15 protein-coding genes and 1 pseudogene are annotated in these 15,315 nt (G+C 65.4%); 5 read left to right on the plus strand and 11 right to left on the minus strand.

The genetic code is table 11. The features are described from left to right. Positions 1-93 precede the first annotated feature (93 nt). Genes tnpA through Pla111_RS10030 form a run of 3 tightly spaced genes read left to right on the plus strand, consistent with a single transcriptional unit; the run spans position 94 to position 1,001 of the window. A complete protein-coding gene (gene tnpA, locus Pla111_RS10020) occupies positions 94-438 on the plus strand; it encodes an IS66 family insertion sequence element accessory protein TnpA (protein WP_197524927.1) in 345 nt (114 codons plus the stop codon). Next, positions 435-779, plus strand: a complete 345-nt coding sequence (gene tnpB / locus Pla111_RS10025) for an IS66 family insertion sequence element accessory protein TnpB (protein ID WP_197524928.1) — start codon at positions 435-437, stop codon at positions 777-779. Before tnpA ends, tnpB begins: the two co-directional genes overlap by 4 nt. 42 nt (positions 780-821) lie before the next feature. Further along, positions 822-1,001, plus strand: coding sequence for an IS66 family transposase (locus tag Pla111_RS10030; protein ID WP_197524929.1), 180 nt, complete (start codon positions 822-824; stop codon positions 999-1,001). A gap of 24 nt (positions 1,002-1,025) precedes the next feature. On the opposite strand, the gene Pla111_RS10035 is transcribed toward Pla111_RS10030, so the two are convergent. The 3 genes from Pla111_RS10035 to Pla111_RS10045 all read right to left on the minus strand — a co-directional run bounded on the left by Pla111_RS10035 (position 1,026) and on the right by Pla111_RS10045 (position 3,498). Next, a complete protein-coding gene (locus tag Pla111_RS10035; RefSeq protein ID WP_231930932.1) occupies positions 1,026-1,526 on the minus strand; it encodes a transposase in 501 nt (166 codons plus the stop codon). Beyond that, on the minus strand, positions 1,511-2,041 hold the full coding sequence (locus Pla111_RS10040) for an IS630 family transposase (RefSeq protein WP_146573948.1): 531 nt from the start codon (positions 2,039-2,041) through the stop codon (positions 1,511-1,513). The genes Pla111_RS10035 and Pla111_RS10040 overlap by 16 nt, the downstream gene beginning before the upstream one ends. A gap of 326 nt (positions 2,042-2,367) precedes the next feature. Further along, complete coding sequence (locus Pla111_RS10045; RefSeq protein ID WP_197524931.1) at positions 2,368-3,498, minus strand: IS110 family transposase; 1,131 nt, start codon at positions 3,496-3,498, stop codon at positions 2,368-2,370. 141 nt (positions 3,499-3,639) lie between these two features. Between Pla111_RS10045 and Pla111_RS17675 the strand changes: the two are divergent. Further along, positions 3,640-3,693: pseudogene (locus Pla111_RS17675) on the plus strand (hypothetical protein); the annotation flags it as partial. Here the strand turns inward: Pla111_RS17675 and Pla111_RS10055 are convergent. From Pla111_RS10055 to Pla111_RS10095, 8 genes are all read right to left on the minus strand, one after another. Beyond that, positions 3,683-4,996, minus strand: a complete 1,314-nt coding sequence (locus Pla111_RS10055) for a transposase (protein WP_146573952.1) — start codon at positions 4,994-4,996, stop codon at positions 3,683-3,685. The pseudogene Pla111_RS17675 and the gene Pla111_RS10055 overlap by 11 nt on opposite strands. Before the next feature lie 69 nt (positions 4,997-5,065). Next, positions 5,066-6,160: an isocitrate/isopropylmalate dehydrogenase family protein gene (locus tag Pla111_RS10060; RefSeq protein ID WP_146573953.1), complete on the minus strand. Its 1,095-nt coding sequence runs from the start codon at positions 6,158-6,160 to the stop codon at positions 5,066-5,068. A 10-nt stretch (positions 6,161-6,170) separates the two neighbouring features. Then, a complete protein-coding gene (locus Pla111_RS10065; protein WP_146573955.1) occupies positions 6,171-6,470 on the minus strand; it encodes a putative quinol monooxygenase in 300 nt (99 codons plus the stop codon). An 11-nt stretch (positions 6,471-6,481) separates the two neighbouring features. Then, the gene (otnC, locus tag Pla111_RS10070) at positions 6,482-7,114 is read right to left on the minus strand and encodes a 3-oxo-tetronate 4-phosphate decarboxylase (protein ID WP_146573957.1); all 633 of its coding nucleotides are present in this window, start codon (positions 7,112-7,114) and stop codon (positions 6,482-6,484) included. Next, entirely contained in the window at positions 7,111-8,373 is a 1,263-nt protein-coding gene (gene otnK, locus Pla111_RS10075) for a 3-oxo-tetronate kinase (RefSeq protein ID WP_146573960.1), read from the minus strand. Before otnK ends, otnC begins: the two co-directional genes overlap by 4 nt. Then, the gene (locus Pla111_RS10080; protein ID WP_231930934.1) at positions 8,370-9,008 is read right to left on the minus strand and encodes a hypothetical protein; all 639 of its coding nucleotides are present in this window, start codon (positions 9,006-9,008) and stop codon (positions 8,370-8,372) included. The genes otnK and Pla111_RS10080 overlap by 4 nt, the downstream gene beginning before the upstream one ends. A gap of 28 nt (positions 9,009-9,036) precedes the next feature. Further along, a complete protein-coding gene (locus Pla111_RS17465) occupies positions 9,037-10,689 on the minus strand; it encodes a cyclase family protein (protein WP_231930942.1) in 1,653 nt (550 codons plus the stop codon). After that, the gene (locus Pla111_RS10095; RefSeq protein ID WP_197524932.1) at positions 10,686-11,960 is read right to left on the minus strand and encodes an MFS transporter; all 1,275 of its coding nucleotides are present in this window, start codon (positions 11,958-11,960) and stop codon (positions 10,686-10,688) included. The genes Pla111_RS17465 and Pla111_RS10095 overlap by 4 nt, the downstream gene beginning before the upstream one ends. A gap of 718 nt (positions 11,961-12,678) precedes the next feature. On the opposite strand from Pla111_RS10095, the gene Pla111_RS10100 reads away from it, so the two are divergent. Further along, positions 12,679-15,195 carry a glycoside hydrolase family 2 TIM barrel-domain containing protein gene (locus tag Pla111_RS10100; protein ID WP_146573964.1) on the plus strand — a complete coding sequence of 839 codons (2,517 nt, stop codon included), beginning with the start codon at positions 12,679-12,681 and terminating at the stop codon, positions 15,193-15,195. Positions 15,196-15,315 lie beyond the last annotated feature (120 nt).

The following is a 15,315-nucleotide window of genomic DNA, read 5'->3' on the forward strand; positions in this document are numbered from 1 at the left end:
CTCCAGGGCCTGCTTCGGCTACGCCTCAGCAGGCCCCTCCGCTACGGAGGGCCAGCGGAGTAGAGTTCAACAATCCCGATTCTCTCATCGCAGGTGGTACATAGATCGGGGGAAGGCCAGGACGGGGCGAAGGAGCGGGTTTGGCGTGAGCTGGTGAGCCGGCAAGCGGCCAGCGGTCTTTCGGTGCGGGCGTTCTGCCGGCGTGAGGGGGTGAGCGAGGCGTCGTTCTACGGCTGGCGGCGGGCGCTCGGCCGACGGGCCGGCGGTCCGCCGCCGTTCGTGCCGGTGGTGGTAAGCGACGTTCCGATCCACCGCGAGCCGGCGGCGTCGCTGGCCCTCGAGCTGCGCGGCGGCCGCGTGCTGAGGCTGCCCGCCTCGACCCGGGCGGCGTGGCTGGCCGAGTTGCTGACCGCGATCGCCTCGGGGGACGCCCGATGATCGCGACCGACATGGCCCAGACGCAGGTGGGGGCCCAGACGCGGGTGGGGGTGGCGACCACGCCGGTCGACATGCGGAAGTCGTTCGACGGCCTCGCCGAAGTGGTCCGCAGCTTCCTGGGCCACGACCCGCTGTCGGGGAGCCTGTTCGTGTTCCGCAACAAGGGGGGCCACCTGGTGAAGGTGCTGTGGTGGGACCGCGACGGGCTGGCGATCTACTACAAGCGGCTGGAAGAAGGAGCGTTCGCGTGGCCGAAGGGGAACACTCCGTCGGTCGAGCTGACGTGCGAAGAGCTGCTGAAGCTGCTCTCGGGGTTGGAGGTTTCACGGCGAGTGGCGTGATTGCGGTAGCGCGATGATTCGGCGCCCGGTAGGATCACCGGCGTGGCCACGGTCGAGGAACTGCCGAGCGATGTTGAAGTACTCAAGCGGCTGATCCTCGATGAGCGACGTGAACGCGAGGGGGCGATCGAGCAGGTCACCCGCGGCTACCTCAACATCGACAACAACGCCAGCGAGCGGGCGCTCAAGCGGGTCGCCCTCGGCCGCAAGAATTCTTATTGACCCTTGCGCCGCCAACGAGCCCCTTTATAGCCTGAGTTGGGCGGTCTTGAAGAAGGAGAGTTTGATTCGGTGGTCGTGGGCTTGATCGTCGAGCGAGGCGTGGACGGCGGTGTTGAGTTCCTCGACATTGTCGGGGACGAAGTTGGCCAGGTCGGCGTACTTGGCGTGGCTCCACATCGCCTCGACCGGGTTGAGCTCGGGGCAGTACGCGGGCAGCTGCTCGAACTCGATCCCCTTCCAGCCCTTCTCGAGGATCCGCTTCTCGGCCGACCGATGCACGCTCCAGCGGTCCCACACCACGATCAGTGGGCGACGGACCTTCTTCCGCAGCCGACGCAAGAAGCCGATCGCGTCGTCGGTCTTCACGTTCTTCCGCTGCACGTCGAAGCAGCAGCCGACGCGGGTTCTGGTCGGCGAGAGGATCACCGCCCCGATCACGCTGAGCCGGTCGTGTCGATCCCAAGAGCGTTGGACCGGCGTGCAGCCCGAGGGGGCCCAGGTCCGCCGGTTCACCGGCTGGAGCATGAAGCCCTTTTCGTCGAGGAAGACGATGCTGGCGCCCCGTCGGCGGGCTTTTTTTTGATCCGCACCCACTCGACCCGACGCCAGTGCTCGACCGCATCGGGGTCCTGCTCGCGGGCGACCGTGCGCGGCTTCTGCGGCGTGAACCCCAGCTGCCGAAGCATCCGCGCGAGATGCCCGGCGTTGTACTCGACGCCGAACCGATTCTCGATCAACTCAGCCACCCGCGCGCAGGTCCACAGGTCGGTCGGGAAGCCCGCCTCGCGGGGACCGGCGACGATCAAGTCAACCAACTCGTCACGCTGTGGATCGGTGAGCTTGCGTTTGCCGCCGGGGTGCGGCTTGGCGGCGAGACCCTCTTCGCCCCCTTCACGCCAAGCCCGCCGCCAGCGTTTCGCGCTGCTGCGATCGACACCGAAACGTTCGGCCACCGTGCGGACGGACTCCCCTGCCTGGAAGCACGCCGCAGCGCGACGGCGTCGAGCTTCCAGCTCCGCCGCACTGCCTTGAGGTCTCATGCACCTTGCTACGGTGCTAGCGGCATCGAGGGTTCATTCGCCGCGCCAGGGTCAATATGACCTTCTGTCAACCCTCGAGGCGCAATTCTCCCGCAGTTGCCATTCGGCATTTTTCAATCGGGCAGTCGTTGTTGGCGGAGAGCGGCGTCGCCGGCCTTGCATCGACGGTCGATCCAACTCTTATGCGGGGATTGGCTACCCCAGGATGAAGGTGCGTCGCGCGGGCTGGCCTCGATCTGGCTGCTGTGGTCGGAACACAGAATTCTTGACGAGGGTTCCCTTTACCGCGCCGGCGACGCACGCTCTCCGCCAACCGCACGACCGATTTAAGCGATCGTCGCCGGTTCGCTGCGAGGCGAAACGCACTGGCCGATCGACCAGATGAAGCCAAGCAGTTCCCGGGCGACCGCCGTGATCGCCACCTGCGACTTCTTTCCTTTCGCCTGGAGCTGACGGTATCGCTTGCAGAGTCGGAGCTGCGCCTTCCACGCAATCTCCCTCGCCTCCTGGGGGATGTCGCGCGGCATCGTCTGCTGCATGTGCGAACCAACCTTCGGCGTCAATCGATAACTCCAAGCGGCCTCGTAGAGGAGCGTTCGCACCGAGCAGTTCCCGGCCTTGGTGATCCCCCGTGGCCTCACGCTGCCGCCGCTGGAATACTCGCCGGGGGTGAGGCCGAGAAACGCCATGAGTTGCTTCGGATGGGCGAAACGACGCATGTCGCCGACCTCGGCGACGAGCGTGACCGCGATCACCAATGCCACGCCCCGCAGGGCTTGCAGGGCTTCGACCAAGGCGCCGAGCGACCATTGGGGGACGAGATGGCGAATCTCGGCTTCCAAGTCCGTGCGACGCGACAAGACCTGCTCCATCGCGTTGACGTAACTCTGGAAGGCGATCTGCTGGGCCTCGTGGGGAAAACGCCGCCCTGCGAGCCAGAGCCGATGCCGGCCCGTCCAAGGCTTCGCGGAGTAATCGCTGGCCGCGTGTTTGAGCAAGAAGGACTGGATGCGCTGGCGGGCTTGCTTCAAGTCCTTGCTCGCGGCGTGCCGAGCACGCACCAGGTCGCGGACCGCTTCGTGGACCGGGTCGGGGACCCAAATGGCCGTCAGTTCGCCGGCTCGGGCTAGCCGCGCCAGGGTGACCGCGTCGCGGTGGTCGTTCTTCACCCGATCGCCCGGCTTCCGCGGGATATGGGACGGCGCGATCACGTCGCAGGCGAAGCCCCGTGCCTGCAGCAAGCGGTGAATCTCGTAACCGCACGGCCCCGCCTCATAGGTAAAGGCGATCCGACCGTGCCGCTCGGCGAGCTTGGTGGCGATCTTCTCGACATGGTGCGCCGTGTTGGGAACCGTGCCCCAGAACCGCACCTCGCCGTCCCGGCCCGAGTCGGCCACGGCGACCGCGATCGACTCCTTGTGGACGTCCAAACCGACATACGCATTGACCGCTTCCATGGCGATTCTCCTGAAAGTACCTGAGGAACGTCGCCCCTTCAGGCGACCCTACCAGCCTCGCCTCTCGGAGAAGGTCATACCATCTGGCTCTTCGCCGGGAACGACGCGGCCGCCCAGAGCCACGCGAGGCTCTGGTCGCTAATCGCCAGCTGCGAACGCCACCAGGTCGACCCGCAGCGCTACCTCACCAGCGTGCTGGTAAAAATCGGCCAGACGCCGCGAGAAGATCTCGGCCAGTTCCTCCCCGACGCGTGGAAGGCCGAAGACGCGGCAGAGCCTTTTCCCGAGAAATAGCCCCCCTCGCGACGCTACCTACGGCTACCTGGGGTTCGCCGTTTGGACACACCGCGGCCATGCCCCGGACCCGCAATCGGGCCATGCCCATCTGGTGCTTGAAGCGGGACATGGTCGCCTCGACGCCGGCTCGCCAACGATAGCGGTCGAGGAACTCGTCGGTCGCGTCTCGCAGCCTGCGTGCTCGTTGGCGAACCCGGTCGTGCGTATACTGCCAGCGGCGTTCGCGGCGCCCTACCGCCGACGCCGGGCAGTCTTCCTTGCGTGAGCACGCGTCGCACCCCGCCGGGTCGAACAGCACTTGCAGCCGCACTTCGGCGAGGCTCGTCTCGACCGGCGCCTGCCCGGCGGGACAGCGCAGCACGCGTCCCTCGTCGTCCAGCTCGAAATCCTCCAGCGTGAGCTTGCCTTGCTTCTTCCCTTTAGCGGGCGCTGACGGGGAGACGACCTCGACATCGCGTTCTCGCCCCTTCTCCAGGCACGCGTTGGAGCCGTAGTGCGAGTCGGCGAGCAGTTCGGCCGGCTTCACGCCACGCTGCTCGGTGCCGTCGATCGCCGGTTCGAGCGCGTCTTGGTCGTGCCGGTTGAGAGGATTCACCGCGACGTGCGTGATCAGGTCGGGCTTGCGTGGCGCCGGCTCGTCTTGATCTTCGCCGTCGTCGGGGCGGTCGTCCTCGGCGAAGGTCTCCATCAACTGGACCTGGTAGCCCGTGCCGCGGTGCTTGTTGTAGCGGGCGTCGGAGTCGGCCGGGTTGATGACGCCGTCGCAACCCGACTTGCAAGGCGGTCGAACAACGACTGGCGCCAAGGCGTCGTCGGTTACCTCACACTGCTCGTGGAAGATACGCTCCAGCAAGGCGAAGCTCTCCAGTTCGGCCGCGTCGGTGAAGCGGAACTGCTGGACCAACGCGTAAACGTCCTGCGCCGCCTCCGGCAAGCGACGCTTCGATTCGTTCGGACGCGTGTCGGCGAAGCAGCCCTCGCCCTGACGCTCGACGTACTTGCGGACGACCTCGGCTTCGACCTGGACGTAGAGGGTCGGATACTTACGACGCAGCTCTCGCAAGAACTTGCAGGCCGCCTCGACCAGGATCCCCAGCCGCGTGAGTCCTCGGATAGCCGACTTGTGATCGGCAGTCGAAAAGTGCAGCGCCCGGCGGGCCCGTTGGGCGCCCTCCGACTGATTGAGGGCGCGAACGTCCATCAAGCGGTAATATCGAGTGTCAACCTTGTTGAGCCGGAGGCGACAAGGCCGATAGTCCTAAAAGAGGAGTCAACCGTCGATCTGGTCAGCGACTGCTTCGGCGAACCGAGCCGTCGAGGCGGCGCCGCCGAGGTCGCGCGGGTGATTCCGTGGGTCGGCTACCGCACGCGCGACAGCGTCGTCGAGGAGGACCGCCGCGCGCGAAGCGCTGGGGTCGCCCCGTTCGGCGGCGAGCCACTCGAGCATCATCGCCCCCGAGAGGATCATGGCGGCCGGGTTCGCGATCCCTTGCCCCGCGATGTCGGGCGCCGAGCCGTGGGCGGGCTGGAACAGCGCGCGGCCCGCGCCGATTTCGCCCGAGGGTCCCATGCCGAGGCCGCCGACGAGCCCCGCGGCGAGGTCCGACAGGATGTCGCCGAACTGGTTCTCCATGACCAGCACGTCGTACGCGTCGGGCCGCGACACCAGGTACAGGCACATCGCGTCGACGTAGGCCGCGTCCGCCATCAGGTCGGGGTAGCCCTTCGCGACATCGAAGAAGACCTTCCGGAAGAAGGCGAAGCTGCGGAAGACGTTCGCCTTGTCGACGCAAGTGACGCGGCGTCGAGCGTCGGTCGGCCTCCCGCCGCGACGCCGGGACAGTCGGCAAGCGAAATCGACCACCTTGGAGGTCCCCGTCCGGGTGACCACGATCGTGTCGGTCGCCACTTCGTCACCGACGACCGCGCCCCCGCCGTACGACGCGAACAGGCCTTCGAGGTTTTCGCGGACGATCACCAGATCGATCCCAGCGCCGGGATTCGCCAACGGCGTGGGGACGCCAGGGTAAAGCTTTGCCGGTCGGGCCGCGGAGTGCAGGCCCATCGCGCGGCGGAGCCCCATCATCATCTCGGGCTGCACCTCGGTACCGTCCGCCTTGCGGACATCGGGCATACCGATCGCGGCCAGCCACACCGCGTCGGCCGCCAGGCAATCGGCGAGCGTCTCGTCCGGCAAGGCGACGCCGCAGCGGCGGTGGCGCTCGGCGCCGGCGTCGTGCCGCGCGAACTCGAGGCCCAGCCCGCCGGCCGCCGCGACCGCCTTCTCGATCGGCGCGAGCGCCGCGTCGGTGATCTCCGGTCCGATGCCGTCGCCGGGGAGCAGGACGATCTTGTAGGTGTTCATCTAGGCGCCTTTAGCGAGGGTTGCCGTCGGCCAGTTCCCAGCACGAGACTTCCTTCGACTCGATCCCGTCGCGGACAGCGGCGTCGAACACCTTGAAGTGCTCGGTCTGCAGGTGCGCGTCGAAAGCCGCCCGGTCGTCGTAGACCTCGTAGAGCAGGTAGGCGGCGCCATTGTTGGGGTCGAACGCCACGTCGAACCGCCTGCAGGCCGCTTCGCGGCCGAGCGAATTGGCGGCTTGCTCGTACACCAGCGCGCGAAAACGCTCCGCGAACTCTGTCCGGGCCCGGAATTTCACCAACACGACGTACATACCAAGGTTTCTCAGCTCGGGAAGCGCTCGCGGAGGTCGGCGACCTGGGCGTCGGTGAGCGGCCGGGTCGCGCTACCACGCAGTAGCAAATAGAGTTTGGCGGTCTCTTCGAGCTCCTCGATCGCGTAGACCGCCCGGTCGAGGTCGGCGCCCGCCACCACCGGGCCGTGGTTGGAGATCAGCACCGCATGGTGGCGGTCGGCAAGCCGCTCGACCGCCGCGGCGAGCGACTTGTCCCCCGGCGGATAGAACGGCACGAGCGGCAAACGACCTACTCGCATGACATAGTAGGCGGTCAGCGGCGGGAGGACATCGGCCTCGTTGACATCGGCGAGGCAGGACACCGCAACTGAGTAGGTCGAATGCAGATGGACTAGAGCCCGGTCGGATGGCCGCCGGCCGTACATCGCCAGGTGCAAGAAGGCCTCTTTCGTCGGCTGGTCGCCATCGAGCAACTCGCCTTGTGCGTCGAGCAAAGAAAGCCGCTTGGGGTCGAGTCGCCCCAAGCAGGCGTTGGTCGGCGTCATCAAATAGCGGTCGCCCAGCCGCACGCTGAGGTTGCCCGACGAACCGACGCCGAAGCCGCGCTCAAACAGCGAGCGTCCGTGCAGCACGATCCGCTCGCGGGCCTGGTCTTCGGTCATTGAGCGGTCCCCAGCGCGCGGAAGAAGAAGTCGTCCGCGCCGAAGTTGCCCGACTTGAGCGCCAGCGCCAAGCGGGGTTCGTCGAGCGTCTCGACCCAGGGGACGCCGGGCGCGATCTCGGGGCCGATCCGCACGGCCTCGACGCCGAGCTCGCGTATGACGGCGCCGGACGTTTCGCCCCCCGCCAGCACAAGCCGCCGCACGCCCTTCTCAACGAGGCCCGCGGCGACGCGGGCAAGCGTGTCTTCGAGCATCGCCGAGGCCGCTTCGACGCCTAGCTCGCGCTGCGCGGCACCCACGGCCGCCAGGTCGGCAGTGGAGTAAACCATGACCGGCCCGTCGGCGAGCCGTTCGGCGGCCGAATCGACGATCTTCCGGACCGAGTCGTCGCCCGCCGCCAGCCGCAGAGGATCGACGGCGCGCGAGAACGCCGCCTTTCTGAAGGCGGCCACCTGTCGCTGCGTCGCCGCCGAGCAACTGCCTGAGAGAAACGCGGCGTAGCCCTCCATACCGACAGCATCGGGCAAGCGGAAGGCAAGTTCTCGTCGCATATGGCACGCTTGTGCAATCGCGCCGGCGAAGGCCGATCCGCCCGTCATCAAGACATCGCGCTCGGCGACAAACGCGAGCGTTCCGAGGTGAAGGTCTTTCAGTGCGTCGGCAATGACAAACTGGACCCCTTGGGCAACCAACTCGTCGGCAGCGGTTTCCGCCGGGCCGAATCCCACTTCGACCGCCGAGTACGGCAGCAGGCCGACGGTCTGCTTCGTCTGTCGACCGAGCACCCGCACGAGGTCGGCGTCGGTCATCGGGTTGAGCGGGTGCCGCTCCATGCCCGACTCGTGGAGCGGCTTGCCGTTGACGAACAGATGCCCGCAGTAAACCGTCCGGCCATTCTCCGGGAACGACGGACAGAAAAAGACCCGACTGGCGTCGAGCGTGTCGGCGAGCGCCCCGGCGACCGGTCCGATGTTCCCCTTGTCGGTCGAGTCGAATGTCGAGCAGTACTTGAAGAAGAACCTCGCGAAACCGACCGACCGCAGTACCGCGAGCGCCGCGAGCGACTGCTCGACCGCGTCGCGGGCGGGGATCGAGCGGGACTTTAGCGCAATGATCGCCGCGTCGTAGCCAGCCGCGTTGAGTGGGTTCTCTGGCAGCCCGAAGTGCAGCAGGACACGCATGCCAGCGCGCGACAGCATCGCCCCCAGGTCGGTGGCACCCGTGTAGTCGTCGGCGATGCAGCCGAGCAGGCGGCTCACTCGGCCTCTCCTGCGGGTCGAGGGCGATCGCGGTCGGTCGTTAGGAGGAACTGGTCGAACTCGAAACCATCCTCCCGCATCGAGAACGACACCGTGTGCCTGCCCGACGACGGAATGTCGAGGTAGATGGCGTGGGGGACACCGCAGTGCTCCTTGGGAGTGCGCTGCTTGCTTTCCCACCACCAACGATTCTTTCCTTCGCACCACTGCATCCGCTGGCCTGTGGCGGGCCACTCGCCGTTGAGGCCGACGTGGATGCCATTGTCTTCGCTGCCAGTCGAGTAGGCGCGGCCCCAGACGTAGTAGCGGCCCGCTTCGGGGAAATCGACCTCGTAATCGATGACGGCGACGACGCCCGGCTCGTCAGAGAAGTTGACTCCCTTCGTGAGTTTGTCGGCGTGCGTCCGTCGCGTGTCGGGCAACAACTCAACGTAGGCTTTGCCGCTAGCGCCGTCGAGGTGCGGCGGATCGCCGTCATTCCCTTCCGATGCGGTCGAGTCGGCGCTGATGACACACCACTGACGGTGATCGCTGTTCGACTGCGCGGTGAAACACTCTGCTTCCACGAAGATATCGACCGCCGAGACGCGGCCAGCGACGAACAAGAGGGCAAGGCACGCAAGCCAGTAACGCATAACGGTTATCCGATGAGGGGAGCAAAACTTAGGGTTCAACGGCGATTGCCCGCACCGGTGAACCGTCGCCGCCGATCACTTTGAGAGGCAGGGCGATGAATTCGACCCGCTCGCATCGGAGCTGATCGAGATGGCATAACCCCTCGACGATGACGACACCGCCGCGAAACAGCGTCTGGTGGACGGCCGTCACCTCGCGTAGGTTATTGACATCGGCAACCGAAGGGGGCTCGACGCCCACCAGGGCGACCCGCTTTGCGACGAGCCACTCGGCTAGTTCCAACGAGAGACGCGGCAACGCGTTTCGGTAGGCGTCCTCGCCGTGGCGGCGGTGCCAATCGGTCTGCAGCAGCAAGCGCTCCCCCGCGACCACCTCGCCGGCGGCCGCCGCGAACCGCTCGACCGAGATCAGCTCAGCCGGCTCAACTGGCGTCAGGTCGATGATCCGCGCGGGGCCGCAGCATACCGACAGGTCTTGCTGATCGAGCGTCGCCGCGCCAGGGAAGAAGTGGCACGGCGCATCGATATGCGTGCCGCAGTGGGAGTAGAGCGTGAGCGTTGTCGCATTCCAACCATCGACTGCAAGGCGCTTCGCGGGATCGACTTTCGCGCCCGGTAGGTCGGCGTCGATTCCCCGCGATAAATCGACAATCCGCCGCGGCTCCTCTGGTCTCACCGAGCGGCCAGTTCGGTCAGACTCGTACGCCGCTTCGACCGCCGCCAGCGACCGCAGGTAGTCTTCGCCGGAGGTCTCGAACCGCTCACCCGCGCGAAGCCGTTCGACGAAGTGCCGCTGTGTCGCGTAGACACAGTCTCCGGCAAAGCCCTCGTCACGCCATTCGTAGGCGTGTTCGACTTCTGGCTCACCGAGCCGTTTGACAAACAGCCGCCCAGCGCCGTCCAGGCGAATCGTCCCCCCAGTCCCTTCGACGAGCGTGTCGCCGAACGTCAGGCGGGGGTTTTCGTCGGTCGTCTCGTTGTAGCGGTTGGCGTCCCAAACCGCGACCGCACCGGAAGCGAATCTCACCGTCACCAGCGCGGCGTCTTCGCCGGCGATTGCTGGATTCAACCTCCTGAGGATGGCCGAGACGCTTTCGATCTCGCCGGCGAGATAGCGGAACGTATCTAGGAAATGGACACCCGTCTCGTGAACCAACAGCCGCGGCATTGTCCGAAAGTACGGCTGCCGAGCGACATAAGCGTCTTCCCCCCACCCATCGCCCATCCGAGTGTGGACCATGAGGGTGTGCACATCGCCGACGGTGCCTGTGTCGATGAGGCGCTTGGTCTCACGCCGCCAAGGCTGGAAGCGGAAGTTCTCGTGCACCATGAAGGGGACGCCGTGTGCGGCGGCGACGACCCGCTCGGCGCCGGCTCGGTCGTCGGCGAGCGGCTTCTGGCAGAGGATGGCGACGCCCCAAGCCGCGCACCTCTCGACGAGCTCGAGCTTGCCGGGTGGAGGCGTGATGAGATCGACAAAGTCGGGACGGACGGCGTCCAGCGCCTCGGCGGCGTCGGTGAACCAGCTCGCCGCGCCGACCGCCTCGGCGGCGCGGCGGGCGCGTGACTCGTCGCGATCGCAGACCGCTTCGATCCGCACGTCGTCCATCCTGCGCCATGCGTCGAAGTGGAAGCGGGCAAAATAGCCGGCACCGATCGTCAGCCCTCGCAGCGGCGTCATTGTGAGACCTCCGCCGGTTCATCAAGCAACGGGCTTCGCGGATCGAGCTGCAACCAGCATACGACCGCGACGAGATTCAACCCCGCCGCGACGTAGAAGAACGTGCTGGTAGCGCCCGACCAGTCCTTCAGGTAGGCGTAGGCGAGCGTCGTGAGGAAGCCGCCAACATTGCCCGCCATGTTCATGGTGCCCGAGACGACGCCCGAGTGCCGCTTGCCGATGTCCATACAGAACGACCAGCTGGGGGCGAGCGTCATGTCGGCGCCGAAGATCGCCAAGCAGAACCACGCCACGGCAGAGAAGACCTCGGTCTGCTGCATGCTCATCAGAACGCCGAGCGTCGCCAGGGCGAACCCCGCCGCTGCGGGGACCTGGCGTGAGAGCTTCCACGCGCCGCCGCGGTAGAGGCGGTCGATCAGCCACCCCGAGAACCAATTGCCGATCGCCCCCGCCACTAGCGGCGCCGACGCGTACCATCCCGCCTCGACGCTCCCCAGGTCGAACTTGGTCTTCAAGTGCGGGAACCAATGCGTCAGGCAGAAGAAGAAGGTGAAGTTGGACGCGAAGTACTGCAGGCATAACAGACCAACGCGGCCCGAACGCATCAGGTCGCCGGTGGTGATCGGCCTGCCGTCCGCAACGCCGACCGACCCGCTCTGCTGGCGACTGGCTTGGATGTAGGCGAGCTCTGCGGGCGTTACGGAGCGGTTCTGCTCGGGCTCGTCTCGAAACCAGAGCCACCAGAACACCGCCCAGCCGATGCCAACGACCATCAGCACCGCGAAGCTGGCGCGCCAGCCGAGTGTCTGCAACAGCCAAGCGACGCCCGGCAGCGCAAGGGCGGCGCCCAACCGCGAGCCTGAAAAGTTGATCCCTTGCACCAAACCGCGCTCCTGCATCGGGATCCAAGAGAACGCCGCCCGCGCCATCCCGGGGAAGGCCCCCGCCTCGCCGGCGCCGAAGGCCAGCCGCGCCGCGAGCAGCGACGCGTAGTTGAAGGCCGCCCCGGTCAGCCCGGTAAAGACCGACCACAGCACGACGATCGCCGTGAGGAGGCGCCGGGGGCCGTACTTGTCCGCGAACCACCCGCCGGGCGTCTGGAACACCGCATAGCCGAGCGAGAACGCGCCGAGGACCCAAGCCCACTGCTTGTCGGTGAGCGACAACTCGCCGACGATCGAGTCCTTCGCTGCGGAGATGCACGCCCGATCGACGTACAACAGTACTGACAACGCGAACGTGCCAAATACGAACCAGGCGCGTGATGGCATAGCAGCCCGTTGATTTACGGGATTCCACCGAAGCCGGTCAGAAAAATCGGTGGCCCTGTCCATTCGGTGACTTGTCGGCTCCGGCAGATCCCCGAGTTGTGATCGATATCTTCGCTCCGCATCGCAAAACCAGCAACTTCTCCTGACACCCGGTGCCCGGAACGCAAAACGGGCTGCTACGTCGCTAACCTCCCGCTCATGCAGCATCTGTTTGAACGCAGGGATCGAGTCGCAGCATTGGCCTCCAGTCAGCACCCAAAGGATGCTGGGACGCAAGAACGACTAGGATTGCTGCGACTAGGCAGTTAGAGACCGCTGCTACAACCCCGAGTATGGCGGCGAATCGATTTAAAACGTACAGGTCCTCTGATTAGATGGGCCTTGCCGCCCTGACGAGGACACCGCACCGAAGCGTCGATTCTGGGGCGGATCCAGTCGAGGCCGCTGGCCGTTTGGAGATTGTATACCATGGGCGATTGGGAGTAAAGTGACCTGGAAGATAGGTCTCTTCCAAACCAGCGGTGACGGCTCTGCGCCACGAAACAGACGCAGATCGCACAGTCAGTCGCGGGGAGGGCTAGCACCGCGCGACGTACGACCTCCGACGCCTGACCCGCGATGCCATGATCCAGGATCGCTGCAGCCACACCCTCTCCCTGTAGAAGCCTGCTCAACTAGATCCACAACACTGAAGCCGATACCCACTCCCGCCAGGTTCATGCAGAGCACTTATTTAGTTTTAGTGATCGCATCCATCGCCTGCTGGCAATGCTCCGCTATCGCAACAGAATCCATCGACTTCAACCGCGATTGGCGGTTCCGTCTCGGCGAGCTCGATGCCGCCGCGCCCGACTTTGCCGACGACGCTTGGCGAGTCCTTGACCTCCCGCACGACTGGTCGGTCGAGTCTTCGTTCAGCGAAGGCCTAGAGGGTTGTACCGGCTACCTGCCCGGCGGCGTCGGCTGGTACCGCAAGACCCTCGATCTCGACTTGGGTGAAGATCAGGTCGCGTACCTCTGCTTCGACGGCGTGTACAACCGCTCGAGGGTTTGGCTGAACGGCCAGGAGCTCGGGTTCCACCCGTATGGCTACTCCCCGTTTCACTACGAGATCACCTCCGAATTGCTACGTCCGGGAGCGCCGAGCGTAGTCGCGGTACGGGTCGATCACTCACGCTACGCCGATAGTCGCTGGTACACCGGTTCTGGCATCTATCGCGACGTCAAGCTGCGGGTGTGCAATCGCCTGCACGCGCCCGTCGATGGCGTCTATGTGACTACGCCCAAGGTTGGGGAGTCCGATGCGACAGTCGCTATCGAGACTACGGTAAGAAACGCCTACGTCTCTCCAAAGTCATTCCGTGTCGTGACGCGCGTGGTCGGCCCCAACGGGGAAGTTGTCTCCTCTGGATCGACCGATGGAACCCTGAACGCCAACTCGGAACATGTCTTCTCCCAGACGATATCTGTGCAGCTGCCTCGTCTTTGGAGCCCGCGAACGCCCGAGCTGTACACGGCACAGACTTCGATCGAGGTCGCCGGCGAGACCCTCGATCGCCGAACGACGCGCTTCGGCATCCGATCAATTCGCTTCGACGCGGACCGGGGGTTCTTTCTGAACGGGGAGTCGCTTCGGATCCAAGGCGTCTGCCTGCACCACGACGGAGGTGCGGTCGGCGCCGCCGTACCGGCAGCGGTGTGGCGCCGCCGCTTGCTCGCACTCAAAGAGGGCGGCTGTAATGCCGTGCGGTCGGCCCACAATCCTCCTTCTCCAGAGTTCCTTGACCTGTGCGACGAGCTCGGCTTACTCGTTCAAGACGAGTTCTACGACGAGTGGGATTACCCGAAAGACAAACGACTCAACATGCAGGAGAAGTCGGTAGACCCGATCACCCGCGGTCACCACGATCACTTCCAGGAGTGGGCCGAGCGTGACTTGAAGGCGACCGTGCTCCGGGACCGCAACCATCCCTGTGTGTTCCAATGGAGCATCGGCAACGAAATCGAATGGACCTATCCCGGATACCGGACGGCCTCGGGCTACTTCGACGCCGACGCTGGCGGGAATTACTTTTGGGATCCACCGCGCATCGAGCCGGAAGAAGTACGGCGACGCATCGAAACAGCCGACCCCCCCGAATACATCCTCGCCGAAACGGCGAAACGGTTAGCTGCTTGGACGCGGGAACTCGATCGCACGCGGCCGATCACCGCCAATTGCATCTTACCAAGCGTGAGCCACGTTTCGGGTTACGCCGACGCTCTTGACCTTGTTGGGTACAGCTACCGCCGCGTTGTCTACGACTACGCCCAACGTCACTTCCCAGACAAGCCGATCATGGGCACGGAGAATCTGGGGCAGTGGCACGAGTGGAAGGCCGTCCTCGAGCGGCCGCGCGTGGCCGGGGTCTTCCTCTGGACCGGCGTCGACTACTTGGGCGAAGCGAACGGGCGCTGGCCGCAGAAGGGGCTTCGATGCGGATTGCTCGATACGGCGGGTTTCACCAAGCCGTCGTACCACATGATGAAATCCCTTTGGACAAGCGAGCCCTGCGTTTACCTGGCGACAAGCCTCTTGTCAGAGTCAGACTATCAGCTCGATGAAGCCGCGGGACGCGTGACTGAGAAGTCGCCTGGAGCATGGCAGCAGAGGACCTGGGAATGGCACGCGGTCAATCGGCACTGGAACTACGCGGCCGGCGAGACGGTGGTCGTTGAGGCGTACGCCAATGCCGATCGCCTCGAGTTGTTGCTCAACGGTCGGTCCCTAGGAGTCCAGAGCCTTTCTGACTTCCCAGACCGGATCTTCAAGTGGGCCGTACCCTTCGAGCCCGGCGAGTTGGTGGTGACGTCGGCGTCGGGCGCCGCGCGAGACGCGCTGCGTACCGCGGGGCCTCCAGCACGAATGAAGCTCGAGATTGACCGCGGGCGCATCGCACCAGACGGCAGAGACGTGGCCCACGTCGTCGCTCAGATCACCGATGAGAAAGGGGTCCCGGTCCGAACCAGCGACCGAGAGGTCAGCTTTCGAGTCGATGGGCCGGCTCAGTTGATAGGCGTCGACAACGGCTCGCTGACGACGATTGAGAGCTTTCAGTCCGACCGCGTTCCGACGCACCAAGGACGCTGCCTCGGTATCGTGCGTTCAACTCGCAGCGCCGGCGAAGTCACCTTCCGGGCGAGCACCGAAGGTCTGCCGGACGCAGTCGCCGTCATTAGGGTGGGAGACGATTGACGCGGAGGGTAGTCCCGCTATCACATCAAGTGATGGAACGTCGCACCACTTCACATTTGGCGACTCCCACCCGCCTACTGCGTCGCCGGTACACCGGCGTTGTTGATGACCGGATCCAGA

The sequence above is a fragment of the Botrimarina hoheduenensis genome, from assembly GCF_007859815.1.
Lineage (GTDB): Bacteria > Planctomycetota > Planctomycetia > Pirellulales > Lacipirellulaceae > Botrimarina > Botrimarina hoheduenensis.